Consider the following 25,255-nt stretch of genomic DNA (forward strand, 5'->3'; position numbering starts at 1 on the left):
AGCGGTAGTTCAGTCGGTTAGAATACCGGCCTGTCACGCCGGGGGTCGCGGGTTCGAGTCCCGTCCGCTGCGCCATACAAGGCTTCGAGGCCCTTGAACTCCTCGAAGCAACGAAAAATGCCCCGGCTTGCCGGGGCTTTTTTTTGCCGATGAAAAAGTGCTGTCGCCGGTCGACGATCCGCAGGGCAGTGGAACTTCTGCCAGTCATGGCCGTCCAGTCCTCATGCCCCTGCAAAACTGCGGGTACTGATCGAACCTCCGGGCGAAGGTCTTTTTCCTGAAAAATCGCTGTCGTAGAGTAGTTAAGACACTAAAGCGTGCGCTCTGGCGTGGCGATCTGATGCACAATACGCCCCGGACCGTTTTACTCAGGATTATCAATGTCGACATCATTCCACTTGCGTGCCGTGGTACTGGCCCTGGTGCTGGCGGGCGCCGCAGGCTGCTCCTCGCCCAAGACCGCCGTTTATGAACACGAAAATTTCGACGACTCCGGAACCTTCTCGCGCAATTACGCGGTGAGCGATACGGCGTCCTGTGAAGCGGCCCGTCGTGCCTTGCTCAGCCAGGGCTACATCATCACCAGCAGCGATCCGAAGCTGGTGGCCGGCAACAAGAGCTTCCAGCAGACCGGCGATACCCACCTGCAGATCAGCTTCAGTGTCGTGTGTGCGGCCGATGGCAGCGCCGATCATCGCTCGACGATGTTCGCCAACGCCCTGCAGGACCGTTACGCACTGAAGAAGGTCAACAACTCCGCCAGCCTGGGGGTGGGGGTGTTGGGTTCGGTGTCGATGCCGATCGGCTCGACCGATGATTCGATGGTCAAGGTAGCCAGTGAAACGGTGTCCTCGGCCAAGTTCTACGACCGTTTCTTTACCCTGGTGGAGTTGTTCCTGCCACCTGAAGTGAAGAAGGAAAAGCACACTGACGAGAAGCCCAAGGCCGATCTCGGCGTGCCTGAAACCGCTCCGGCGGCGATCAAGCCGGAAGCCGCAGCGGAGCCGGCAAAAGCCGCCGAGCCAAGCCATGTCGAGCCTGCGCATGTCGCTCCGGCCCTGACGGCTCCGGCTATTCCCGAGCCGGTAAAACCATTGCCGGAAGTCGCTCCGGCGACCCCGGCCGAAACGGCACCGGCGACGCCGGCCGCCAGTGACAAACCGGCCGAGCCGACACCGGCGCCGACCCCTGCCGAGCCGGCCACGCCGGCTCAGTAAACGCTCCCTTCAGATCGCCGCGGGATCGGGTTTGTCGACCTCGATACCGTAGCGGCTGATAGCCTGGGCCACGCTGCTGCGCGGGACCTGTCCATCATCGGCCAAGGCCTTGAGCGCGGCCAGGACGATAAAGTAGCGATCCACTTCGAAGAACTGCCGCAGGGTTTCACGGGTATCGGATTGCCCGAAACCGTCGGTGCCCAGGGCCACGAAACGCCTGCCGCTGACGAAAGGGCGAATCTGGTCGGCGAAGATCTTCATGTAGTCCGTGGCGACCACCAGCGGCCCGGCCCGGTCCTTCAGACAGCTTTCCACATAGCTGACCCGCGGTTCCTCCTGGGGATGCAGCAGGTTCCAGCGCTCCACCGTGTGCCCCTCGCGACGCAACTCGGTGAGGCTGGTGGCACTCCAGACATCACTAGCCACGGCGAAGTCATCCCGCAGCAGTTGGGCCGCCGCCATCACCTCGCGCAGGATCGAGCCGCAACCCATCAATTGCACGCGAGGTCGCTCCCCGGTCTGCGTGTCGTCGTTCCCGAGCAGGTAGAGCCCCTTGAGAATGCCTTCCTCTACACCGTCGGGCATGGCCGGGTGCGGGTAGTTCTCGTTGAGCAGGGTGATGTAGTAATAGATATCCTCCTGTTCGACATACATGCGGCGCATGCCTTCGCGGATGATCACCGCCAGTTCGTAGGCGAAGGTCGGGTCATAGGACACGCAGCAGGGGATCACCGACGACAGCACATGGCTGTGGCCGTCGTCATGCTGCAGGCCTTCGCCCATCAGCGTGGTGCGGCCCGAGGTGGCGCCCAGCAGGAAGCCCCGGGCCCGTGCATCGCCGGCCGCCCAGGCGAGGTCGCCGACCCGCTGGAAACCGAACATCGAGTAGTAGATATAGAACGGCACGGTCATCAGGCCGTGATTGCTGTAGGAGGTGCTGGCGGCGATCCAGGAGGAAATGCCGCCCGATTCGTTCAGGCCTTCCTGGAGAATCTGGCCGTCGCGGCTTTCCTTGTAGTAGCTCAGTTGCCCGGCGTCCTGCGGGGTGTAGAGCTGGCCCACCGCCGAGTGGATGCCGATCTGGCGAAACAGGCTTTCCATGCCGAAGGTCCGTGATTCGTCGGGCACGATGGGAACCACCCGCTTGCCGATATGCGGATCCTTCAACAGTGTGCCGAGGATGCGCACGAAGGCCATGGTGGTGGATATCGAGCGTTCACCGGTGTCCTTGAGCTGTGCGGCGAAGGTTTCCAGCGGTGGGATCCGCAAGCTCTCGCAGGCCGTGTTGCGCGCCGGCACATGGCCGCCGAGCTGTTGTCGGCGCGCGGCGAAGTAGTGCGCTTCGGGGCTGTCGGCGGTGGGCTTGAGGTAGGGGATTTCCTTGGCCAGCTGCTCGTCCGAGACCTCCAGGCCGAAGCGATCGCGGAAGGCCTTGACCGCGTCCAGGTCCATTTTCTTCAACTGGTGGTTGATATTCTGGCCTTCGCCGGCCTCGCCCATGCCGAAACCCTTGACGGTCTTGGCGAGAATCACCGTCGGCTGCCCGCTGTGGCGCATGGCGGCGGCGTAGGCGTTGTAGACCTTGTCCGGGTCGTGGCCACCGCGGGACAGCTTCCAGATATCGTCGTCCGTCATGTCGGCCACCAGCTCCAGCAGGGCCGGGTACTTGCCGAAGAAATGCTCGCGCACATAGGCGCCGTTCTGCGACTTGTAGTTCTGATACTCGCCATCCACGCATTCCATCATGCGTTGGCGCAGCAGGCCGCTGCGATCCTTCTCCAGCAAGGCATCCCAGCCGCCCCCCCAGATCACCTTGATCACGTTCCAGCCGGCGGCCCGGTACAGGCTTTCGAACTCCTGGATCACCTTGGCGTTGCCGCGTACCGGGCCGTCCAGGCGCTGCAGGTTGCAGTTGACGACGAAGATCAGGTTATCGAGCTTTTCCCGTCCGGCCAGGGAGATCGCCGCCAGGGACTCGGGTTGGTCCATCTCGCCGTCGCCGAGAAAGGCCCAGACCTTGCGGCCCTGGTGCGGCTTGAGGTCGCGATATTCCAGGTAGCGCATGAAGCGCGCCTGGTAGGCGGCGGTGATCGGCCCCAGGCCCATGGACACCGTGGGGAACTGCCAGAAGTCCGGCATCAGCCGCGGATGCGGGTAGCTCGACAGGCCGTCGCCGCCGGCTTCGCGGCGGAAATTGTCGAGCTGGGCTTCTCTGACGCGTCCTTCGAGATAGGCGCGACCATAGATACCCGGCGAGGAATGGCCCTGGATATACACCATGTCGCCCTCGAAGTTGTCGGTGCGACCGCGGAAAAAGTGATCGAAGCCAACGTCATACAGCACCGCCGCCGAAGCATAGGTGGCGATATGACCGCCGACTCCCGAATGCTTGCCGGCCCGCAGCACCATGGCCATGGCGTTCCAGCGGATATAGGCGTTCAGCCGGCGTTCGATGGCCAGGTTGCCGGGGTAGGGCTGCTGGCGGTCGACGGCAATGGTGTTGACGTAGGGCGTGGTGACCCGACCGTGGAAATCGCCATGGCGGGCGACATCGAAGTCCAGTAGCTGGTCGATCAGATAGTGCGCGCGCGGGCGTCCTTCGGTGGACAGAACGGATTCGATCGATTCGAGCCACTCGCGGGTTTCCTGCGGATCATCGTCGAGAATCAGGGCGTTGGGGTGAGTCATGCCGGGCTCCTGGGGCTGCCGATGGGCAGCGTGATGGCGGGACGGATGCGACGCGCAAACCTTGTGGGTGGGCGTCGGCAGCGCGTTGAAAATATAGTTGCAATTGCAACTACAAGGTCGAATCTATCCCGCCATGGGTTACCATTGCAACCCTCTTGATTTTTCTGCGGATGGTTTTCATGGCTGCCAACGAGCCCGATGTATGGTTCCGCTTCGTCAGGGCTCACCGTAGCGTTATCCGCGAGATAGAGCGGCGCCTGGCAACCGCGGGGCTACCACCCTATGCCTGGTACGATGCCCTGTGGGGATTGGAAAGCGGGCCGGACGGTACTCGGCGGATGCATGAGCTGGCGGATGTGCTGGCGATCGAGCGCTACAACCTCACCCGGCTGGTCGACCGGCTGGAGAAGGACGGCCTGGTGGTGCGCTCGCGTGCCGAAGGCGATGGGCGCGGGGCATTTGCCTCGATCACCGAGGCCGGCCGGGTCTTGCGCAAGAGGATGTGGGCAATCTACGAAGAGGCGGTCGCCGAGCTGTTTCTGTCGCAACTCGACGACAGCCAGCGGCGCGGTTTCGCCGACGCCCTGGAGCGTACCGCCGATCTGGCGCGCAATGCCGGTAGCGAGTCGCGGGGGCGTGGCAAGGCCTGACAGGGCGATAGCCGCGCGACGATCAACATAGCCCATAACGCGCAAGCGCCTGCCTGGCGAGCCCTGATGCGATCTGTTGTTCATCCGCCAGGGCACCAAGGGCCAGCGCGGCGATCCAGTGGCGATCAGGCGCCCCCGGCCCCATCGAGCCGGCTCCCAGCCCGACAAATCGTGCCGCGACATACCCGCCCAGGGGATCGACCACGGCCTGCGGGTAGCCGGTCACCGCGACGATCGGGGCGTTGCTGTCGCCCAGGCACTTCTCCAGATGCGAGCGGCGCTTCGTTGCGCCCGGGTGCAGGCGGTTCCAGCGTGCTGTACTCGCGGCGTTCCGCGCCAGCCGGGTATAGCTGGGACAGCTCCAGACCTGTGCGGTGATTCCCCAGTCCTGCTCCAGCAAACCGGCAGCCGCCTGCACTTCCTCGAGTGCCTGGCCGGCCCCCAGCAGACGGATGATCGCCGGGCGTTCCGGCGAGAGGCGGTACATGCCGTCGAGGGCGTCCTGTGTCTGCTCGGCAGTCAACGCCGGACCTTGCTCCCGATCGTGCAGGGCCAGGTAATAGAACCCCGGAGCGCCTTCGACATACAGCCGCTGCAAGGCGGCCAGGACAATCGCCCGGGCTTCGGCGCCCGAGGCGGGGTCGAACGGCTGGCAGCGCGGATTGCCCGCCAGCCACAAGGGCAATGAAGGCTGCGCACCCTTGGGCCAGCGCGAGGGCAGGGTCTCGATATCGTTGCACAGGATACCGCGTTGTAGGATTTCGTCGGCCACTGCACAGAGTCCGGCGGAATGGGCGGCGCTGAGCAGGTACAGCAAGGGTCTTTGCGCACGATGACGGGAGAAACGCATCGACCAGGCACTGATCCGGGTCGAACGCGGCGCATCGGGATGCCGATGATTGCGGATGACCCAGGCCCCATGGTTCGCGGCCATGCCGTGCTCCAGCCGCTCGGCGATCTCCAGCACACTGGACAGCGGTGATCCCGCTGTCGCGGGGGCGGCCTGCAGGGCCTTGATGCAGGCAAGGGCGGTGGCCCGGCTTGAGGGGCGGGGGGAGAGTGCGGTCATGGTCGGGTTCGCCTGGACGGGGTTTTCAACCCTAGATCAGTCGGGCATATGATTGCAAATGCAATTACATTTCAAGTGAATAAAAAATGACTGGAAAAAAACCTGACCCATCTGCTAGTTTTTCTACTCAGGAGAACGTCTGGTAAGAGGGCGCTTCATTTTTCCTTAACACGGGCAACTTAAGCTGGCCCTGCAGGTCAGTTGCACAAGCGCTTTTACCCACGAGCAAAAGGAGTTTCACAATGGACGATTATCAAGAAGAGCTGCTGGAGTTCCACGCTTTCGAGCTGGATCCGGTCGAACCGGCTGATGACGCTACCGAGCTGTAAACGGTGGCGTTTTTTTTGCTCAGGCGGAATGTCGCTGACTGCGGCGGAACTCGCCCGGGGTCTGGCCGTTCCAGCGCTTGAAGGCCCGTTGAAAGGCCTCGGCTGAAGCAAAGCCGAGCAGGTAGGCGATTTCGCCAAACGCCAGCTCAGTATCCCGAATGTAGGTCATCGCCAGGTCGCGGCGGGTGTCGTTGAGAATCGCGCGAAATTGCGTGCCTTCCTCGGCGAGTTTGCGACGCAAGGTCCAGGTCGGCAGTTTCAGGCGTGCCGCCACTTCTTCCAGGTCGGGTTCCCGGCCACCATTGAGCAAAGGCCCCAGCAACTGAGTGATGCGCTCACGCAGGCTGCGGGTGCGGGTCAATTGTTCCAGTTCCCGTTCACAGAGTTGCAGCAGGTGCCGCCAGGTACTCGGACAGTGTTCCGGGTTGCGCAGGCCGAGGCTGGCCTGGTCCAGGCGCAATTGATTGATCTCGGCACCGAAGTGCACCGGGCCGTCGCCGAGCAGCCGGTAGTCGGCGGCATAATCCGGCTCGCTGAACTCGATATCGATTCGTTCGGCCCGCAGGGCCTGGCCGGCGACGCTCGATAACTGCCTGAGCCAGCCGGCAATGATCGAGTCGACCACAAAACGGTTGTAGGCGTTGTACGGGCTGATGGAATAGAAGCGCAGCCAGGCTCCGCCGGCATCTTCGTGGAGGCTCGATTGACCACGGTAGTTGGAACCGTAGAGGGCTTCGAAGCGGGTCAGGGTCCGTGCCGCCTCGCGCACGGTCGGCGCCTGGGCCGCGGTGATGCCGGCCAGTCCGGCCTGGCTCAGGCGGCTGAGGCGACCCATGTGCAGGCCCAGCGCCGGGTTTCCGGTAAGCTGGATCGCGGCGTGGCCCAGGCGCATGTAGCGCGGAATCGACAACCGCGCCCCGGGCTCGGCCAGGCGCGCCGGGTCCAACCCGTACTGTTCCAGCAGTGCCTGGGGATCGGCGCCCGATTCACGCACCGCGTCGGCCAGGCTGTGGACGAAGCCGACGGACAAGTCGCCGAGGCGCATCGGCAGCGGCTTCATGGCAACCACAGGTTCAGCAGGCGGGCGCCACGCCCACCGGCGTCGTCCTGGGTGAGGGTCTGCCCGTTGTAGCTGATGAAACTCTGCCCCGAGCTGCGCTGGTCCCAGAGTTGACCACGCAGGAACACGCTGATCCCGGCGATGGACTGGCTGCCCGGAGCGCGACTGATCAGGGTCAGGCGGTGCCAGGCCTCGCCTTCGCTGAGTTCGCCGGGGCGCAGGCTGACATCAGGCGGGGTGACCGCGTTTTTGAAGCCGCGCCAGGGTTTGTCCCAACTGCCCTTGCCGGCGACAAAGGCCGGCACGGCAACCAGCTTCACCCCCAGGGCGTCGAGTTGGCCGTAGGCGCTCGGATACCAGCTGTCGCTGCCGATCAGGATGCCCAGGCGACCGGCCGGCGTGTCGACGACATTCAGTGGCTGGTCGGACGCCCCCAGGACATAGCCGCGTTGTTCGAAGGTCGGGTACAGCTGGCGTTGCGGCTGGCCCATGGGGCGGCCGTCGGCACCGAAGGCCAGGCTGGCGTTGTACAGCGAGCCACGGCCGACTTTCAGCGTGCCCTGTTCGACGATCGGCGTCGGCAGCAGGATCGAGCCCGCCACCAGGGTGATGCCGAACTCTTTCGCCAGGCCGCCGAAGAGCGCCTGGTAATCGCTGGCCATGGTCCGCGCCTTCATGCGCAGCCGGGCGTCGTCCAGACGGCTGCGGCCCTTGGCCTTGAACACCGCGCCGGTGAATTTCAGCGGGTTGCTGACCATCAGCCAGTTCATCGCTTCCTGCAGGTTGATGGCCTGGTAGAGGTCGTCCTTTTCACCGCGCAGCACCAGCCAGGTGCCGACATGTTCGGGCAGGACCACCACTGTCCTGGCGTTGAGCAGCCCCAGGTTGCGTGCCTGTTGCAGGTAGGCCGCGAGCTTGCGGTGCAGGCGCGGCAGGCTCTGGTAGTCGCTGGGGAACAGCTCCGGCTGGATGCCGAGCAGGTTGCCATGCTCGCCGGGAACCCCCTGGTTCACCGCGAGTTTGATGCGCAGGTCCGACAGGTAGTGGCCGGTCGTGCGCTGTTGGGTCCAGACGCCGTAGCTGGTGAGCGCGGCGATCAGGGCGATGAGAAAGGTGCCGACAAGAAGTTTGCGCATGGAAGGTAAAACGAACGGCCATTGGCGGGATTCGCCGACTAGGGTAGGGCGCACGACGGCGCTTGCCAAGGGGCGCTGCACATTTGGATCAATAAGTTGTCAGTTTCAGTCATTGAGCAGGGGTCGGCGGCTCTTTAATGTGCCAGTCATACAACTGACGGGAGCCGCAGAGCTTCCCGCATTCCGTGATCTAGCCTGTCCTGGAGTTACCATGACCGCCACTTCGTATCCGCACCTGCTGGCCCCGCTCGACCTGGGTTTCACCACGCTGCGCAACCGCACCCTGATGGGCTCGATGCACACCGGCCTGGAGGAAAAGCCCGGCGGTTTCGAGCGCATGGCGGCCTATTTCGCCGAGCGTGCCCGGGGCGGTGTCGGCCTGATGGTCACCGGTGGCATCGGCCCGAACGACGAAGGCGGGGTGTACTCCGGCGCCGCCAAGCTGACCACCCGCGAGGAAGCGGACCAGCACCGTATCGTGACCCACGCTGTGCATGAGGCGGGCGGCAAGATCTGCATGCAGATCCTCCATGCCGGGCGTTATGCCTACAGTCCGAAACAGGTGGCCCCGAGCGCGATCCAGGCACCGATCAATCCGTTCAAGCCCCGGGAGCTGGACGAGGAAGGGATCGAGAAACAGATCGCCGATTTCGTCACCTGTTCGACCCTGGCCCAGTACGCCGAGTACGACGGCGTCGAGATCATGGGTTCGGAAGGCTACTTCATCAACCAGTTCCTCGTGGCCCACACCAACCAGCGTACCGACCGCTGGGGCGGCAGCTACGAAAACCGCATGCGCCTGCCGGTGGAAATCGTCCGCCGGGTGCGTGAAGCGGTCGGACCGCATTTCATCATCATCTTCCGCCTGTCGATGCTCGACCTGGTGGAGGGCGGCAGCACCTGGGAAGAAGTGGTGCAACTGGCCAAGGCCATCGAGCAGGCCGGCGCGACCATCATCAATACCGGCATCGGCTGGCATGAGGCGCGGATCCCGACCATCGCCACCAAGGTCCCGCGGGCGGCCTTCAGCAAGGTCACGGCCAAGCTGCGCGGCGCGGTCTCGATCCCGCTGATCACCACCAACCGCATCAACACCCCGGAAGTCGCCGAGCAGATCCTGGCCGAGGGGGATGCCGACATGGTGTCCATGGCGCGCCCGTTCCTGGCCGATCCGGACTTCGTCAACAAGGCTGCCGAAGGTCGTGCCGACGAGATCAATACCTGCATCGGCTGCAACCAGGCCTGCCTCGACCACACGTTCGGCGGCAAGCTGACCTCCTGCCTGGTCAACCCGCGGGCCTGCCACGAGACCGAGCTCAACTACCTGCCGGTCAAGCAGATCAAGAAGATTGCCGTGGTCGGCGCGGGGCCGGCGGGTCTGGCCGCAGCGACCGTGGCGGCCGAGCGCGGACACCAAGTGACGCTGTTCGATTCGGCCAGCGAGATCGGCGGCCAGTTCAACGTGGCCAAGCGGGTCCCGGGCAAGGAAGAGTTCTTTGAAACCCTGCGCTACTTCAAGCGCAAGCTGCAGACCAGCCATGTCGAGTTGTGCCTGGATACCCGTGTGGATGTCGCGCAACTGGTGGCCGGCGGTTACGACGAGATCATTCTCGCCACCGGTATCGCGCCACGCCTGCCGGCGATTCCCGGAATCGACAATGCCAAGGTACTGAGCTACCTGGACGTGCTCCTGGAGCGCAAGCCGGTCGGGACCCGGGTCGCGGTGATCGGTGCCGGCGGGATCGGTTTCGACGTCTCCGAGTTCCTCGTGCACCAGGGCGTTGCCACCAGTCAGGATCGCGAAGCGTTCTGGCGCGAGTGGGGCATCGACACCCGGCTCGAGGCGCGTGGCGGCGTGGCGGGGATCAAGCCCGAACCCCATGCACCGGCACGCCAGGTGTTCCTGTTGCAGCGCAAGGCCTCCAAGGTCGGCGATGGCCTGGGCAAGACCACCGGCTGGATTCACCGTACCGGCTTGAAGAACAAGCGTGTGCAGATGCTCAACAGCGTCGAATACCTGAAGATCGACGACGAGGGGCTGCATATCCGCATCGGCGAGGGTGAGCCGCAGGTGCTGCCGGTGGACAATGTGATCATCTGTGCCGGCCAGGATCCGCTGCGAGAGCTGCAGGACGGCCTGGTGGCCGCCGGGCAGAACGTGCACCTGATCGGTGGGGCCGACGTCGCGGCCGAGCTGGATGCCAAGCGCGCGATCAATCAGGGTTCGCGGTTGGCCGCCGGGCTTTGAGGGCTGCCGATCGCCCCGGCGCGGAGCGTGGGGGCGATCGAGGGCTGGTAGACTGGCGGTTTCTCTCGATGGATGCGCCGATGCTGGCCCCGCTCGACTGGCGTCCCCACGCGCCCCTTGAACCCCTCCATTTCGACTGGCTGGCCCGGGCCGGCATCGAAGTGGCGATCCTGCGCCTCGACCGGATCGACCCACTGATCTGCGGCAACAAGTGGTTCAAGCTCACCGAATACCTCACCGCCGCCCGGCAAGCCGGGGCGGAGGGCCTGATCAGCCTGGGCGGTGCCTACTCCAACCATCTTCACGCCCTGGCCGCCGCCGGCAAGCGCTTCGGCTTCGCCACCGTCGGCCTGCTGCGCGGTCATTGCGTCGAAACCCCGACTGTCGACGATCTCCGGGCTTTCGGCATGGAATTGCACTGGCTCGGCTACGAGGGCTATCGCCAACGCCATGCGCCGGGCTTCTGGACGTCGTGGCAGGCGCGTTATCCGGGTTTCCACCCGGTACCCGAGGGTGGTGGTGGCCTGGCGGGGGCGCAGGGTTGCGGGATCTTGGTCGATCGGGTCGGCGAGCAGCTCGCGGCTATCGGCTGGACGGACTATCACGGTTGGTGGCTGGCGGCGGGTACCGGCACCACCGCCGCCGGGCTGGTGCTGGCCGAAGCCGGCCGGCGGCCGGTGTATGCTGCCCTGGCGGTGCCGGGCGATCATGGCGTGGCGCCATTGATGGCGAGGATTCTCGCCGAGGCCGGGGCCGCGGACGGTGGCTATGAGCTGATCGATGCCTGCCGGGGTGGTTTTGCCAGGGTCGATCCGGTATTGCTGGCGTTTATCGCCGAGAGCGAGCGGCAAAGCGCGGTGCCACTGGAACCGCTATATACCGGCAAGGCCCTGCTGGCGCTGCGGGAGCAGGTGGGGGCGGGACGCTTCGCGGCGGGGACGCGACTGGTATTCGTGCATACCGGCGGTTTGCAGGGCCGCCGGGGGTTTAGCGGTTGAGTCTGGGCATGATCCGCGCCAGGGTGTTGTCCCGCACGACGTAGTGATGATACAGCCCGGCCAGCGCATGCAGCCCGATCAGCCAGTAGCCGGTGGTGCCGGCCAGTTCGTGCCATGCCTTGATTTCCTTGGCCAGGGGCTTGTTCTCGGCGATCAGGAGTGGCAGGTCGATCCCGTAGAACATCACCGAGTGGCCCATGCCGCTGACCACCAGCCAACCGAGCAACGGGGTGCCGATCATGAACAGGTACAAGGCCCCGTGCATCAGCGTCGACAGCAGCCTCTGCCAACCCGGCGGCGTCGGCACGATCTTCGGCGCCACGCCGATGGCCCGGGCCAGCAGCCGAAGCCAGACCAGCACGAACACGGTCAGCCCGAGCATGTAGTGGGATTCCACGATCAGGGTGCGACCGCCGCTGCCCTTGGGAAACTGGCCGCGAAATTCGATGCAGCAGTAGACGAGGATCAATAGCACCAGCATCAACCAGTGCAAGGCGATCGACATGCTGCTGTAGCGGCTGTCGGTGTTCTTCCAGGGCATGGGCCGTTCCTCACTCATCAGGGCGTGAAGCTCCGTTCTTGAGCGACGGAGTCATTCCTACACTCTAATACGCTTTTGAACCCTCTGCCCGGGATAGGGCTGTCGACAGGAATTCGTGCGTGCCGAGAGTGGTTGCTGATATATATGGAAATACGTATATTCGACTTTCCGTATGTAAAGGCTTTTTATCATGTCCCATGCGATCTCTCCCGTGGAGCTCTTCAAATGCCTGGCCGACGACACCCGCAGCCGGATTGCCCTGCTGGTGCTGCGCGAGGGCGAGTTGTGCGTGTGCGAGCTGACGGCCGCCCTCGAACTGAGCCAACCGAAAATTTCCCGCCACCTGGCGCAATTGCGCAGTTGCGGCCTGCTGGCCGACCGGCGCCAGGGGCAGTGGGTGTTTTATCGCCTGCATCCGGAATTATTGCCCTGGGTCAGCACTCTGTTGCAGGGCACTCTCGTGGCCAACGAGGCCTGGCTGGCGGCGGATATCCAACGTCTGCAGGGCATGGGCGAGCGCCCGGCACGTTGCTGCTGATGACTTTCCAGAACCGTTCCGTCGAGCTGACAGGGTATTGTCCATGTTGATTGCTGCACTGATTTTCCTCCTGACCATCACCCTGGTGATTTGGCAGCCCAAGGGCCTGGGGGTTGGCTGGAGTGCCGTGCTGGGGGCTGTGCTGGCCCTGTTGAGCGGAGTGGTACAGCTCAGCGATATCCCGCTGGTGTGGCAGATCATCTGGAACGCCACCGGGACCTTCATCGCCCTGATCATCATCAGCCTGTTGCTCGACGAGGCCGGTTTCTTTGCCTGGGCCGCACTGCATGTGGCGCGCTGGGGACAGGGCAGCGGACGCAAGCTGTTCGCCGCCTTCGTGCTGCTGGGGGCACTGGTTTCGGCGCTGTTCGCCAACGATGGCGCGGCGCTGATCCTCACGCCGATCGTGATCGCCATGCTGCTGGCCCTGCGCTTTTCCAAGGCGGCGACCCTGGCCTTCGTCATGGCCGCCGGCTTTATCGCCGATACCGCGAGCCTGCCGCTGGTGGTCTCGAACCTGGTGAATATCGTCTCGGCGGACTATTTCGGCATCGGCTTCAACGCCTACGCGGCAGTCATGGTTCCGGTGAATCTGATCAGCGTGGCGGCGACCCTGGGCATCCTGATGTGGTTTTTCCGTCGCGACATCCCGGTGCAATACGACCCGGGACAACTGGATGTGCCGGCCAGCGCGATCCATGACAGGGCGACCTTTATCGCCGGTTGGTGGGTGCTGGGCATTCTCCTGGTCGGGTGTTTCGCCCTCGAGCCGCGGGGCATTCCCATCAGTGCCATTTCGGCGGTCTGCGCCGCGCTGCTGCTGGGGATCGCCGCCCGCGGCCATCGGATTTCCACGCGCAAGGTGTTGCGCGAGGCGCCCTGGCAGATCGTGATTTTTTCCCTGGGCATGTACCTGGTGGTCTACGGCCTGCGCAACGCCGGGCTGACCACCTGGCTGGCCGGCTGGCTGGACTGGTTCGCCGGCTATGGCATCTGGGGCGCGGCCATGGGGACCGGTCTGCTGACGGCGTTTCTGTCGTCGATCATGAACAACCTGCCGACGGTACTGATCGGCGCCTTGTCCATCGATGCCAGCCATGCCAGCGGCGTGGTCAAGGACGCGATGATCTATGCCAACGTCATCGGCAGCGACCTGGGGCCGAAGATCACGCCGATCGGCAGCCTGGCGACCCTGCTCTGGCTGCATGTGCTGGAACGCAAGGATATCCGCATCGGCTGGGGCTACTACTTCAAGGTCGGGATCGTCCTGACCCTGCCGGTGCTGCTGGTGACCCTGGCGGCGCTGGCGTTGCGCCTGTCCGTGGGCTGATGGCGACCCGGTCGAGGGTGCCCGGCACATTCGGCCAGAGGTCGGCCACCAGGAACAACCGCTCGGCTTCCTCCCAGTCGCCCTCGCTGTTTTTGCTCAGGCGTACCAGCAACTGGGCCGGGGCCAGGGGATCGAGCTGGTCCAGCCAGTCGTCCAGTCGTTCCTCGGTCCAGGCCTGGTCCTCGCTGTAGTGCGCCGGCGCCAGCCAGGCATGGCGGGGCAGGGGTTGCCAGCGTCCCGGCGGGCTCTGGGTACGAAAGTCGGCCCAGTCGCGCTGATGCAGCCAGCGCCCGTGCAGATGCTGCGGGTGGGCGCCGCGCGGCGCACGCGAGGTGCCGGGCCAGGGATAGAGCAGGTAGCCGCCGAGCCACAATTGCGCGCTGAAGGCCTGGATGCCCAGTGCCGCCAGGGCTTCGCGGCTTTCCGGACGGGCGGAAATCGGCAACTGGTGCTGGCTCAGGTGGGCCAGCTTGCGGTCCAGTCGATCATGGCAACCGGGGCCGAGCCAGTGCGCGGCGTCCTCTCCCTGGCCCTGCTGTGGCCCCAGGTAGAGTTTGATCGCCAGTTCCAGGTGATGCACGCCATCACGGTCGCGCAGCAGCATGTCGAGTTCGCCCAGGGTATGGCCTTCGCGCCGGATCGGCAGGTTGGCGCCGATCAGTTCGATCCCCGGGGCTTGCTGCACCGCGAATTGCCAGAGCCGTTCGTAATACAGCCCGAGCCGGCGCGTGGCCCCCAGGGCCAGCCAGTGCTGCAGGGCGCTGCTGTCGCGGTCCAGCTGCCGCAGCCAGTGTTCCAGCTGTTGCGGCGCCTCGACCCAGTCGCTGCCGGCCAGCGGATGGCGCTGCGGCCAGGGCGTATCGAGCAGCATCGGCGGCGCGAGGATGACCCAGGCCAGGTCGCGCACTTCGGGGTGGCGCAACTGTCGGGGAAGGTTGAGCAAGCCGGGGAACAGGATCATCCTGCGAGCATAGCCGTTTGGCTCGTGGCTGAAAGGATTTTGTCTCGGGCCGGCTTTCGCCCATAATCGTTCTTTTGCCTGCAGCAGAACCTTTTCAGGAGCCCCATGGAGCAATTTCGCAATATCGGCATCATTGGCCGACTGGGCAGTTCGCAGGTGCTGGATACCGTTCGCCGCCTCAAGCGCTTTCTGCTTGAACGGCACATGCACGTGATCCTCGAAGACACCATCGCCGAAGTCCTGCCGGGCCACGGCCTGCAGACCTCGTCACGCAAGATGCTCGGTGAAGTCTGCGACATGGTCATCGTCGTCGGCGGCGATGGCAGCCTGCTGGGCGCCGCCCGTGCGCTGGCGCGGCACAACGTGCCGGTGCTGGGGATCAACCGCGGCAACCTGGGCTTTCTCACCGACATCCGTCCGGACGACCTGGAAATCGAAGTGGCCAAGGTCCTCGACGGGCACTACCTGGTGGAGAACCGCTTCCTGCTGCAAGCGGAGGTGCGCCGCCACGCGGAAGCCATCGGCCAGGGCGACGCGCTGAACGACGTGGTGCTGCACCCCGGCAAGTCGACCCGGATGATCGAGTTCGAGCTGTATATCGACGGCCAGTTCGTCTGCAGCCAGAAGGCCGACGGCCTGATCGTCGCCACCCCCACCGGCTCCACCGCCTATGCGCTGTCCGCCGGCGGCCCGATCATGCATCCCAAGCTCGATGCCATTGTGATTGTGCCGATGTACCCCCATACCTTGTCCAGCCGCCCCATTGTGGTGGATGGCAACAGTGAGCTGAAAATCGTGGTGTCCAAGGACATGCAGATCTACCCCCAAGTCTCCTGCGACGGGCAGAACCATTTCACCTGCGCGCCGGGCGATACGGTGACCATCAGCAAGAAATCGCAGAAGCTGCGGCTGATCCACCCGCTGGATCACAACTACTACGAAGTCTGCCGGACCAAGCTCGGCTGGGGTAGCCGGTTGGGTGGTGGAGGCGACTGATGCTCGATCCCGCGCGTGGCTACGATCTGATCGGTGATGTGCACGGTTGCGCTCATACCCTCGAACATCTGCTGGACATGCTCGGCTATCACAAGCTGGGCGGCGTCTGGCGCCACCCGTCGCGCATGGCGGTGTTCCTCGGCGATATCATCGACCGTGGCCCGCGCATCCGCGAGGCGCTGCATATCGTCCACGACATGGTCGAGGCCGGGCAGGCGCTGTGCATCATGGGCAACCATGAGTTCAACGCCCTGGGCTGGACCACCGCGGCACCGCCGGGCAGCGGCAAGCAGTTCGTGCGCGAACACACGCCGCGCCATGCGCGCCTGCTGCAGGAAACCCTGACCCAGTTCGAACAGCATCCGGGTGACTGGCATGATTTCCTGCAGTGGTTCTACGAACTGCCGCTGTTCCTCGATGCCGGGCGTTTTCGCGTGGTGCATGCCTGTTGGGATGCCGGCCTGATCGAGCCGCTGCGCCCGCAATATCCGGACGGGCGTATCGACGAACATTTCCTCCAGGCCTCGGCGGTGCACGGCAGCTTTGCCAGCACCGTGTTCAACCGCCTGTTGCGCGGGACCGACATGCGCCTGCCGGACGGGCTGACCCTGACCGGTGGCGACGGCCTCACCCGTGCCTTCTTCCGCACCAAGTTCTGGGAAGACGATCCGCAGACCTATGGCGATATCGTGTTCCAGCCCGATGCGCTGCCCGAGCGGGTGGCGAGCAAGCCGTTGTCCTCCACCGAAAAGAACGCCTTGCTGCGTTACGGACTGGATGAGCCGATGCTGTTTGTCGGCCACTACTGGCGCAGTGGCAAGCCGGCGCCGATTCGCCCCAACCTGGCCTGCCTGGATTACAGCGCGGTGCTCTACGGCAAGCTGGCGGCCTACCGGCTGGACCAGGAGACCCGTCTCGACCCGAACAAATTCGTCTGGGTCGACGTCGAACGCCCCGAGGTCCTGAAATGAGTGCCACCGCTGTCCTGCGCCTGCCGTTGACCACCGACCTGAGTGGTTTCGTCCAGTTGCTGCAACGCCTGCAGGTTCCCCACCGGGTCAGCGAGGAGGGCGGCGAGCAGGTGCTGTGGGTGCCGGAGGCGGTCGGCGCCGATGTGTTGTCATTGTACCAGCAGTTTCCCCAGGGCGACCCGCACAACCAGCTGGAAGTGCCGCCCAGGGCGCTGGCGGCGAAACGCCCGAGCTTTATCCAGCAGGTGCGCCAGAGTCCGGTGACGGCGTTGCTCCTGCTGCTGAGCCTGGTCGTTGCCGCGCTCACCTTGCTCGGCGACAACCTGGAGACGCTGCACTGGTTCACTTTCCTCGATTTCCAGGTGCGCGGCGACTACATCCAGTTCACGCCCCTGGCCGACGGCCTGGCGGCGGGGCAGTGGTGGCGCCTGGTGACACCGATGCTGATCCACTTCGGCTTCCTGCATATCGCCATGAACGGCATGTGGTACTGGGAGCTGGGCAAGCGCATCGAGTTGCGCCAGGGCGGGATCAACCTGCTGGGGCTGACGCTGCTGTTCAGCCTGGTGTCGAACTTCACGCAATATTACGTCAGCGGCCCGACCCTGTTCGGCGGTCTGTCCGGCGTGCTCTACGGCCTGCTCGGACACTGCTGGATCTACCAGGTGCTGTCGCCGAACCCGGTCTATCGCCTGCCGCGTGGCGTGCTGGCGATGATGCTGATCTGGTTGCTGGTGTGCCTCTCGGGGCTGATCTCGCTGATCGGCTTCGGCGAAATCGCCAACGGCGCCCATGTCGGCGGACTGCTCATCGGATGTTTCACCGGTTTGTTGGGCGGGCTGTGGTCCCGACGTAAACTGGCCGCCTGATTCGAATGTCTTGAAAAATCTGGAGACTTTAATGTCCTCTTTCATCGAAATGATTGAAAACATCACCCCCGACATCTACGAGAGCCTGAAACTGGCGGTGGAAATCGGCAAGTGGTCCGATGGCCGCAAGTTGACCGCCGAGCAGCGCGAGCTCTCGCTGCAGGCGATGATCGCCTGGGAAACCCAGAACCTGCCCGAAGACGAGCGGACCGGCTACATGGGCCCGCAGGAGTGCGCCTCGAAGTCGGCACCGGTGCCGAATATCCTGTTCAAGTCGGATGCCATCCATTGATCGAGATTGGCCGTGGTGCAGTCAGCAAGATGTCGGTCCGCCTGGACGAACCGACTGCGCAATACACGTTTCGCCTGGGTGACAGCGAGGTGCCGGTCAATCCGCTGATCGGCCACAAGCTGCGCCTGGAGTTTCTCGGCGCCATCCATTGCACGCACTGCGGGCGCAAGACCAAGACCAGCTTCAGCCAGGGCTATTGCTACCCATGCATGACCAGGCTGGCGCAGTGCGACACCTGCATCATGAGCCCGGAGCGTTGCCACTACGACGCCGGGACCTGTCGTGATCCGGCCTGGGGCGAGCAGTTCTGCATGACCGACCATGTGGTCTACCTGGCCAATTCGTCGGGGATCAAGGTCGGTATCACCCGGGCCACCCAGTTGCCGACCCGCTGGCTCGACCAGGGCGCCAGCCAGGCCCTGCCGATCGTGCGCGTGGCGACCCGCCAGCAGTCCGGTTTCGTCGAGGACCTGTTCCGCAGCCAGGTGGCCGACAAGACCAACTGGCGCGCCTTGCTCAAGGGCGATGCGCCGGCGGTTGACCTCAAGCAGGTCCGCGACCAGTTGTTCGAGTCCTGCGCCGAAGGCCTGCTAGCCTTGCAGGAGCGTTTCGGCTTGCAGGCGATCCAGCCGGTCCGGGATATCGAGCCGCTGGAAATCCGTTACCCGATCGAGTCCTACCCGACCAAGATCGTCAGCTTCAATCTGGACAAGAACCCGATTGCCGAAGGCACGCTGATGGGGATCAAGGGCCAATACCTGATCTTCGACACCGGCGTGATCAATATCCGTAAGTACACGGCCTACCAGCTCGCCGTGCATCAGTAGAAGGACGCACCCATGCGCACCGAACAACCGAAGATGATCTATCTGAAGGACTATCAGGCCCCCGAGTACCTGATCGACGAGACGCACCTGACCTTCGAGTTGTTCGAGGACCACACGCTGGTCCATGCGCAACTGCTGATGCGCCGCAATCCCGTGTACGGTGAGGAGAACGCAGGCGGCCTGCCGCCGCTGGTGCTCGACGGCCAGCAACTGGAACTGCTGTCGGTGAGCCTGTCGGACCGCGAACTGGCCGCCGCCGACTATCAGTTGAGCGAGAGCCACCTGACCCTGCAGCCGACCAGCGCCAGCTTCACGGTCGATACCAGCGTGCGTATCCACCCGGAAAGCAACACCGCCCTGGAAGGCCTGTACAAGTCCAGTGGCATGTTCTGCACCCAGTGCGAGGCCGAAGGCTTCCGCAAGATCACCTATTACCTCGACCGCCCGGACGTGATGAGCCGGTTCACCACCACGGTGATCGCCGAGCAGCACCGCTACCCGGTCCTGCTGTCCAACGGCAACCCGGTGGGCAACGGCCCGCAGGAAGATGGGCGGCACTGGGCGACCTGGGAAGACCCGTTCATGAAGCCGGCCTACCTGTTCGCCCTGGTGGCCGGCGACCTGTGGTGCGTCGAAGACAGTTTCACCACCATGACCGGACGCAGCGTGGCGCTGCGGATCTATGTCGAGCCGGAAAACATCGACAAGTGCCAGCACGCCATGAACAGCCTGAAGAAGTCCATGCGCTGGGACGAAGAAACCTATGGTCGCGAGTACGACCTGGACATCTTCATGATCGTCGCCGTCAACGACTTCAACATGGGCGCGATGGAGAACAAGGGCCTCAACATCTTCAACTCCAGCGCCGTGCTGGCCCGCGCCGAAACGGCCACCGACGCGGCCCACCAGCGGGTCGAGGCCATCGTCGCCCACGAATACTTCCATAACTGGTCGGGCAACCGCGTGACCTGCCGCGACTGGTTCCAGCTGTCGCTCAAGGAAGGCTTCACCGTGTTCCGCGACGCCGGGTTCTCCTCGGACATGAACTCGCGCACCGTCAAGCGCATCCAGGACGTGGCCTACCTGCGTACCCACCAGTTCGCCGAAGACGCCGGCCCCATGGCCCACGCGGTACGTCCGGACAGCTTTATCGAGATCTCCAACTTCTACACCCTGACCGTCTACGAGAAGGGTTCGGAAGTGGTCGGCATGATCCATACCCTGCTCGGTGCCGAAGGTTTCCGCAAAGGCAGCGACCTGTACTTCGAACGCCATGACGGCCAGGCCGTGACCTGCGACGACTTCGTCAAGGCCATGGAGGATGCCAACGGTATCGACCTGACCCAGTTCAAGCGCTGGTACAGCCAGGCCGGCACCCCACGCCTGGCGGTCAGCGAAAGCTACGACGCGGCGGCGAAGACCTACAGCCTGACCTTCCGCCAGAGCTGCCCGCAGACCCCGGACAAGCAGGAAAAACTGCCATTCGTGATCCCGGTGGAACTCGGCCTGCTGGATGCCCGGGGCGCCGAAATCGCCCTGCAACTGGCGGGCGAGGCGGCCCCCGGCGCGACCAGCCGCGTGCTGTCGGTGACCGAGGCCGAGCAGACCTTCACCTTTGTCGGCCTCGCCGCCAAGCCGTTGCCGTCGCTGCTGCGCGGCTTCTCCGCACCGGTGAAGCTGAGCTTCCCGTACGACCGCGACCAGTTGATGTTCCTGATGCAGCACGACACCGACGGCTTCAACCGTTGGGATGCCGGCCAGCAACTGTCGGTGCAGGTGCTGCAGGATCTGATCGGCCAGCACCAGAAGGGCCAGGCCCTGGTGCTTGACCAGCGCCTGGTCGAAGCCTTGCGCAGTGTGCTGGGTAACGACCAGCTGGATCAGGCCATGGTTGCCGAAATGCTCTCCCTTCCGAGCGAGGCCTACCTCACCGAAATCAGTGAAGTGGCGGATGTCGATGCCATCCATGACGCCCGCGAATTCGCCCGCAAGCAACTGGCCGAGCAGCTGTTCGACGGCCTGTGGCAGCGTTACCAGGTCAATCGCGAGCTGTCGAAGAAGACCGCCTATATCGCCGAGAACGAGCATTTTGCCCGGCGCGCGCTGCAGAACATCGCCTTGTCCTACCTGATGCTCAGCGGCAAGCCTGAAGTCCTGGCCGCGACCCTGGAGCAGTTCGAGAGCGCCGACAACATGACCGAGCGCCTGACCGCGCTGGCGGTGCTGGTGAACTCGCCGTTCGATGCGCAAAAGGCCCTGGCCCTGGCGAGCTTCGCCGAGCACTTCAAGGACAACCCGCTGGTCATGGACCAGTGGTTCAGCGTCCAGGCCGGCAGTGTCCTGCCCGGCGGCCTGCAGCGGGTCAAGGCATTGATGGAGCATCCGGCGTTCACCCTGAAGAACCCGAACAAGGTGCGTGCGCTGATCGGTGCGTTTGCCGGCCAGAACCTGGTCAACTTCCATGCGGCGGACGGTTCCGGCTACCGCTTCCTGGCCGACCTGGTGATCCAGCTCAACGCCCTCAACCCGCAGATCGCCTCGCGCCAACTGGCCCCGCTGACCCGCTGGCGCAAGTACGACAAGGCCCGCCAGGCGCTGATGAAGTCCGAGCTGGAGCGTATCCGCGGTTCGGGCGAGCTGTCGGCGGACGTCTACGAGGTGGTCAGCAAAAGCCTGGCCTGATCCGATCTCTGTAGGAGTCGGGCTTGCCCGCGAAGCTTTTGGCGCCCTCAAGGCCACCTTCGCGGGCAAATCGGAGCGCCGGGCCGTCGGCTCCTGCAGTAGAGCGCATTCAGCCAGCAGGACCGCCGCTGCTCCGTAGACTTTCACCAAAGGCCACGCTCGTGGCCTTTGTTCATCATCCCTCCTGATGCCCCATCATTCATGCCACCCCTCGATACCCCCGGGTTAACAAAAGATAACGTGGCGTCGATTGTCAGACGATTCCAAAGCCCGATAGGATAGCTCCAGCTTTAGAAGGGGCTCTAGATTGCCGGTTTCAGACGAACCGACAACAATGAAAACGCCCTCGAAGGCGCCCTGAAAGGTTGGATGACCTAACAATAATAATGGGGGAAAGGTCTATGACGGGTTCTTGCCGTCCGCCGGTATGGCGTCGTGTGGTATTGCTGACCTCGCTGTTGTCACTGTCCGGGCTGGCGGCGGTGTCCGCACCGGCCTGCGCCGCCGGGGCAGGCGCTACCGACAGCGTCTATTCCATCGAATCATCCAAATCCGTGAAGGGCCTCCTGCTCGATGTGGTCCATGCCGGTGCCCGCCTGGTCGCCGTGGGGGATCGCGGGCACATTCTCTATTCCGATGACCAGGGCAACTCCTGGACCCAGGCCAAGGTGCCGACCCGGCAGATGCTCACGGCGGTCTATTTTGTCGACGACAAGCACGGCTGGGCCGTCGGCCATGACGCGCAGATCCTCGCCAGCAGCGATGGCGGCGCCACCTGGAGCAAGCAGTTCGAAGACCTCAAGCGCGAAGCGCCGTTGCTGGACGTCTGGTTCAAGGACCTCGACACCGGTTTTGCCGTGGGCGCCTACGGGGCGTTGCTGGAAACCACCGACGGTGGCCAGCACTGGGAAGATGTCAGCGACCGTCTCGACAACGAGGACCAGTACCATCTCAACGCGATTGCCGCGGTCAAGGATTCCGGGCTCTTTGTCGTGGGCGAGCAGGGCAGCATGTTCCGCTCGGGCGACTGGGGCCAGACCTGGGAACGCCTCGACGGTCCCTACCAGGGCTCGCTGTTCGGCGTGATCGGCACCGCCCAGCCGGCAACCCTCCTGGCCTACGGCTTGCGCGGCAACCTCTACCGCTCCAGCGATTTCGGCACGAGCTGGGAGCCGGTCGAACTGAAGGCTGCCCGTGGTGCGCTGGAGTTCGGCCTGTCCGGCGGCTCGCTGCAGGCCGACGGTTCGCTGGTGATCGTCGGCAACGGCGGCAGCGTGATTCGCAGCACTGATGACGGTGTGACATTCAGCGTCTTCAATCGTCCCGACCGTATTTCCTTATCGGCGGTCACCGCAGCCGGCAACGGCAACCTGATCCTGGTCGGCCAGGGGGGCGCCCACGTCACCTCGGCAACGGGCGGCGAGCAGGCCAAGTGAGCTGGGCAAAATAACAAGAAGGCGGGGAGTTTCACATGAGCAGTCATCATCAGGACAAGGCGACGTTTCTCGAGCGCCTGATTTTCAACAACCGCCCGGCAGTGATCGTGATCTGCCTGCTGGTCAGCGCTTTCCTGTTCTGGCAGGCGACGCTGATCCGGCCTTCCACCAGCTTCGAGAAAATGATCCCGCTCAAGCATCCTTTCATTGAAAAGATGATGGAGCACCGCAACGACCTCGCCAACCTCGGCAACACCGTGCGGATCTCGGTGGAGGCCAAGGATGGCGATATCTTCACCAAGGAATACATGGAGACCCTGAGACAGGTCAACGACGAGGTGTTCTACATCTCCGGCGTCGACCGCTCCGGCCTCAAGTCGCTGTGGAGCCCCAGCGTGCGCTGGACCGAAGTGACGGAGGAGGGCTTCGCCGGTGGTGAAGTGATCCCGCAGAGCTACAACGGTTCGGCCGACAGCCTCGAACAACTGCGCAACAACGTGCTCAAGTCCGGCCAGGTCGGGCGCCTGGTGGCCAACGACTTCAAGTCGAGCATCGTCGATATCCCGTTGCTGGAGTCCTACCCGGACCCGCAGGACCAGGGCAAGTTGCTGGCCCTCGATTACCAGAAGTTCTCCCACCAGCTTGAAGAGAAGATCCGCAACAAGTTCGAAGCGCAGAACCCCAATGTGAAGATCCATATCGTCGGTTTCGCCAAGAAAGTCGGCGACCTGATCGACGGCCTGATCATGGTGGTGCTGTTCTTCGGCGTGGCCTTTGTCATCACCCTGGTGCTGTTGTACTGGTTCACCTGGTGTATCCGCAGCACCATCGCGGTGCTGATCACCACGCTGGTGGCGGTGGTCTGGCAACTGGGGCTGATGCACGCCGCCGGCTTCGGCCTGGACCCGTATTCGATGCTGGTGCCGTTCCTGATCTTCGCCATCGGCATTTCCCACGGCGTGCAGAAAATCAACGGTATCGCCCTGCAATCCAGTGACGCCGACAACGCCCTGACGGCGGCGCGGCGGACTTTCCGGCAGTTGTTCCTGCCGGGAATGATCGCGATCCTGGCCGATGCCGTGGGTTTCATCACCCTGTTGATCATCGATATCGGCGTGATCCGCGAGTTGGCCATCGGTGCCTCCATCGGTGTGGCGGTGATCGTGTTCACCAACCTGATCCTGCTGCCGGTGGCGATCTCCTATGTCGGCATCAGCAAGAAGGCCGTCGAGCGCAGCAAGAAGGACGCGACCCGCGAACACTCGTTCTGGCGCCTGCTGTCGAACTTCGCCAGCCCGAAGGTTGCCCCGGTGTCCATCGTCCTGGCCCTGCTGGCCTTCGGTGGCGGCCTCTGGTACAGCCAGAACCTGAAGATCGGCGACCTCGACCAGGGTGCGCCGGAGCTGCGTCCCGACTCGCGCTACAACAAGGACAACAGCTTTATCATCAACAACTACTCCACCAGTTCCGATGTGCTGGTGGTCATGGTCAAGACCGCGGCCGAAGGCTGCTCGCGTTATGCGGCCATGGCACCGATCGACGAACTGATGTGGAAGATGCAGAACACCGAGGGCGTGCAGTCGGCGATCTCCCTGGTGACCGTGTCCAAGCAGATGATCAAGGGCATGAACGAGGGCAACCTGAAATGGGAAACCCTGTCGCGCAACCCCGATGTGCTGAACAACTCCATCGCCCGGGCCGACGGCCTGTACAACAACAATTGCTCGCTGGCGCCGGTGCTGGTGTTCCTCAACGACCACAAGGCCGCGACCCTTGACCGGGCGGTGCATGCGGTGCAGGACTTCGCCAGGGAGAACAACAAGGACGGCCTGGAATTCCTTCTCGCCGCCGGTAACGCCGGGATCGAGGCGGCGACCAACGAAGTGATCAAGGAGTCGGAGCTGACCATCCTGATCCTGGTGTATATCTGCGTCGCGACCATGTGCATGATCACCTTCCGTTCCTGGGCGGCGACCCTCTGCATCGTCCTGCCGCTGGTGCTGACCTCGGTACTCGGCAACGCCCTGATGGCCTTCATGGGCATCGGCGTGAAAGTCGCGACCCTGCCGGTGGTGGCGCTCGGCGTGGGGATCGGCGTGGACTACGGGATCTATATCTACAGTCGCCTGGAAAGCTTCCTGCGCGCCGGGCTGCCCTTGCAGGAAGCCTACTACCAGACCCTGAAATCCACCGGCAAGGCGGTACTGTTCACCGGCCTGTGCCTGGCGATCGGTGTCTGCACCTGGATTTTCTCGGCCATCAAGTTCCAGGCCGACATGGGCCTGATGCTGACCTTCATGCTGCTGTGGAACATGTTTGGTGCCCTGTGGCTGCTGCCGGCCCTGGCGCGGTTCCTGATCAAGCCGGAGAAACTGGCGGGCAAGGTGGGCGGCTCGTTGTTTTCCCACTGAGTGATC

20 protein-coding genes are annotated in these 25,255 nt (G+C 63.9%); 14 read left to right on the plus strand and 6 right to left on the minus strand.

The features are described 5' to 3' along the window. The first annotated feature begins 380 nt into the window (after positions 1 to 380). Positions 381 to 1,217, plus strand: coding sequence for a DUF2242 domain-containing protein (locus tag ACL9RJ_RS04635; RefSeq protein WP_103033022.1), 837 nt, complete (start codon positions 381 to 383; stop codon positions 1,215 to 1,217). Between the two features lie 9 nt (positions 1,218 to 1,226). Here ACL9RJ_RS04635 and aceE read toward each other — a convergent pair whose 3' ends face one another. Continuing rightward, on the minus strand, positions 1,227 to 3,905 hold the full coding sequence (gene aceE, locus ACL9RJ_RS04640) for a pyruvate dehydrogenase (acetyl-transferring), homodimeric type (protein ID WP_422764940.1): 2,679 nt from the start codon (positions 3,903 to 3,905) through the stop codon (positions 1,227 to 1,229). A 179-nt stretch (positions 3,906 to 4,084) separates the two neighbouring features. On the opposite strand from aceE, the gene ACL9RJ_RS04645 reads away from it, so the two are divergent. After that, a complete protein-coding gene (locus ACL9RJ_RS04645; protein ID WP_422764941.1) occupies positions 4,085 to 4,555 on the plus strand; it encodes a MarR family winged helix-turn-helix transcriptional regulator in 471 nt (156 codons plus the stop codon). Between the two features lie 22 nt (positions 4,556 to 4,577). On the opposite strand, the gene ACL9RJ_RS04650 is transcribed toward ACL9RJ_RS04645, so the two are convergent. From ACL9RJ_RS04650 to ACL9RJ_RS04660, 3 genes are all read right to left on the minus strand, one after another. Further along, positions 4,578 to 5,624, minus strand: a complete 1,047-nt coding sequence (locus ACL9RJ_RS04650) for a transketolase-like TK C-terminal-containing protein (RefSeq protein WP_422764942.1) — start codon at positions 5,622 to 5,624, stop codon at positions 4,578 to 4,580. Positions 5,625 to 5,972: 348 nt separating this feature from the next. After that, the gene (locus tag ACL9RJ_RS04655) at positions 5,973 to 7,013 is read right to left on the minus strand and encodes an AraC family transcriptional regulator (protein ID WP_422764943.1); all 1,041 of its coding nucleotides are present in this window, start codon (positions 7,011 to 7,013) and stop codon (positions 5,973 to 5,975) included. Continuing rightward, positions 7,010 to 8,149: a nitrilase-related carbon-nitrogen hydrolase gene (locus tag ACL9RJ_RS04660; protein WP_017127837.1), complete on the minus strand. Its 1,140-nt coding sequence runs from the start codon at positions 8,147 to 8,149 to the stop codon at positions 7,010 to 7,012. Before ACL9RJ_RS04660 ends, ACL9RJ_RS04655 begins: the two co-directional genes overlap by 4 nt. 211 nt (positions 8,150 to 8,360) lie before the next feature. Here ACL9RJ_RS04660 and ACL9RJ_RS04665 point away from each other — a divergent pair, with 211 nt between their 5' ends. Continuing rightward, a complete protein-coding gene (locus ACL9RJ_RS04665; protein ID WP_017127838.1) occupies positions 8,361 to 10,397 on the plus strand; it encodes an NADPH-dependent 2,4-dienoyl-CoA reductase in 2,037 nt (678 codons plus the stop codon). A gap of 80 nt (positions 10,398 to 10,477) precedes the next feature. Continuing rightward, on the plus strand, positions 10,478 to 11,395 hold the full coding sequence (locus ACL9RJ_RS04670) for a 1-aminocyclopropane-1-carboxylate deaminase/D-cysteine desulfhydrase (RefSeq protein WP_017127839.1): 918 nt from the start codon (positions 10,478 to 10,480) through the stop codon (positions 11,393 to 11,395). Here the strand turns inward: ACL9RJ_RS04670 and ACL9RJ_RS04675 are convergent. After that, positions 11,385 to 11,936 (minus strand): cytochrome b, encoded by a 552-nt coding sequence (locus tag ACL9RJ_RS04675; protein ID WP_017127840.1) that lies wholly within the window; start codon positions 11,934 to 11,936, stop codon positions 11,385 to 11,387. The two genes, ACL9RJ_RS04670 and ACL9RJ_RS04675, sit on opposite strands and share 11 nt — an antisense overlap. A gap of 190 nt (positions 11,937 to 12,126) precedes the next feature. Between ACL9RJ_RS04675 and ACL9RJ_RS04680 the strand changes: the two genes are divergently transcribed. Then, positions 12,127 to 12,474, plus strand: a complete 348-nt coding sequence (locus ACL9RJ_RS04680; RefSeq protein WP_017127841.1) for an ArsR/SmtB family transcription factor — start codon at positions 12,127 to 12,129, stop codon at positions 12,472 to 12,474. A 43-nt stretch (positions 12,475 to 12,517) separates the two neighbouring features. Next, on the plus strand, positions 12,518 to 13,804 hold the full coding sequence (locus ACL9RJ_RS04685; protein ID WP_422764944.1) for an arsenic transporter: 1,287 nt from the start codon (positions 12,518 to 12,520) through the stop codon (positions 13,802 to 13,804). Here ACL9RJ_RS04685 and ACL9RJ_RS04690 read toward each other — a convergent pair. After that, entirely contained in the window at positions 13,725 to 14,765 is a 1,041-nt protein-coding gene (locus tag ACL9RJ_RS04690; protein ID WP_017127843.1) for a DUF1853 family protein, read from the minus strand. The two genes, ACL9RJ_RS04685 and ACL9RJ_RS04690, sit on opposite strands and share 80 nt — an antisense overlap. Before the next feature lie 105 nt (positions 14,766 to 14,870). On the opposite strand from ACL9RJ_RS04690, the gene ACL9RJ_RS04695 reads away from it, so the two are divergent. From ACL9RJ_RS04695 to ACL9RJ_RS04730, 8 genes are all read left to right on the plus strand, one after another. Further along, a complete protein-coding gene (locus ACL9RJ_RS04695; protein ID WP_017127844.1) occupies positions 14,871 to 15,761 on the plus strand; it encodes an NAD(+) kinase in 891 nt (296 codons plus the stop codon). Beyond that, the gene (locus ACL9RJ_RS04700; RefSeq protein WP_177116378.1) at positions 15,758 to 16,732 is read left to right on the plus strand and encodes a metallophosphoesterase; all 975 of its coding nucleotides are present in this window, start codon (positions 15,758 to 15,760) and stop codon (positions 16,730 to 16,732) included. Before ACL9RJ_RS04695 ends, ACL9RJ_RS04700 begins: the two co-directional genes overlap by 4 nt. Next, entirely contained in the window at positions 16,729 to 17,601 is an 873-nt protein-coding gene (locus tag ACL9RJ_RS04705; RefSeq protein ID WP_017127846.1) for a rhomboid family intramembrane serine protease, read from the plus strand. The genes ACL9RJ_RS04700 and ACL9RJ_RS04705 overlap by 4 nt, the downstream gene beginning before the upstream one ends. A 31-nt stretch (positions 17,602 to 17,632) precedes the next feature. Continuing rightward, the gene (locus ACL9RJ_RS04710; RefSeq protein WP_017127847.1) at positions 17,633 to 17,893 is read left to right on the plus strand and encodes a YeaC family protein; all 261 of its coding nucleotides are present in this window, start codon (positions 17,633 to 17,635) and stop codon (positions 17,891 to 17,893) included. Beyond that, positions 17,890 to 18,720, plus strand: coding sequence for a DUF2797 domain-containing protein (locus tag ACL9RJ_RS04715; protein WP_017127848.1), 831 nt, complete (start codon positions 17,890 to 17,892; stop codon positions 18,718 to 18,720). The genes ACL9RJ_RS04710 and ACL9RJ_RS04715 overlap by 4 nt, the downstream gene beginning before the upstream one ends. 12 nt (positions 18,721 to 18,732) lie before the next feature. Next, positions 18,733 to 21,402: an aminopeptidase N gene (gene pepN / locus ACL9RJ_RS04720; protein WP_178992267.1), complete on the plus strand. Its 2,670-nt coding sequence runs from the start codon at positions 18,733 to 18,735 to the stop codon at positions 21,400 to 21,402. Between the two features lie 401 nt (positions 21,403 to 21,803). Next, a complete protein-coding gene (locus ACL9RJ_RS04725) occupies positions 21,804 to 22,838 on the plus strand; it encodes a WD40/YVTN/BNR-like repeat-containing protein (protein WP_370591033.1) in 1,035 nt (344 codons plus the stop codon). A gap of 35 nt (positions 22,839 to 22,873) precedes the next feature. Next, positions 22,874 to 25,249 (plus strand): efflux RND transporter permease subunit, encoded by a 2,376-nt coding sequence (locus tag ACL9RJ_RS04730; protein ID WP_017127851.1) that lies wholly within the window; start codon positions 22,874 to 22,876, stop codon positions 25,247 to 25,249. Positions 25,250 to 25,255: the final 6 nt, after the last annotated feature.

This window comes from Pseudomonas sp. Mn2068, from assembly GCF_049319725.1.
GTDB classification, from domain to species: Bacteria; Pseudomonadota; Gammaproteobacteria; order Pseudomonadales; family Pseudomonadaceae; genus Aquipseudomonas; species Aquipseudomonas gingeri.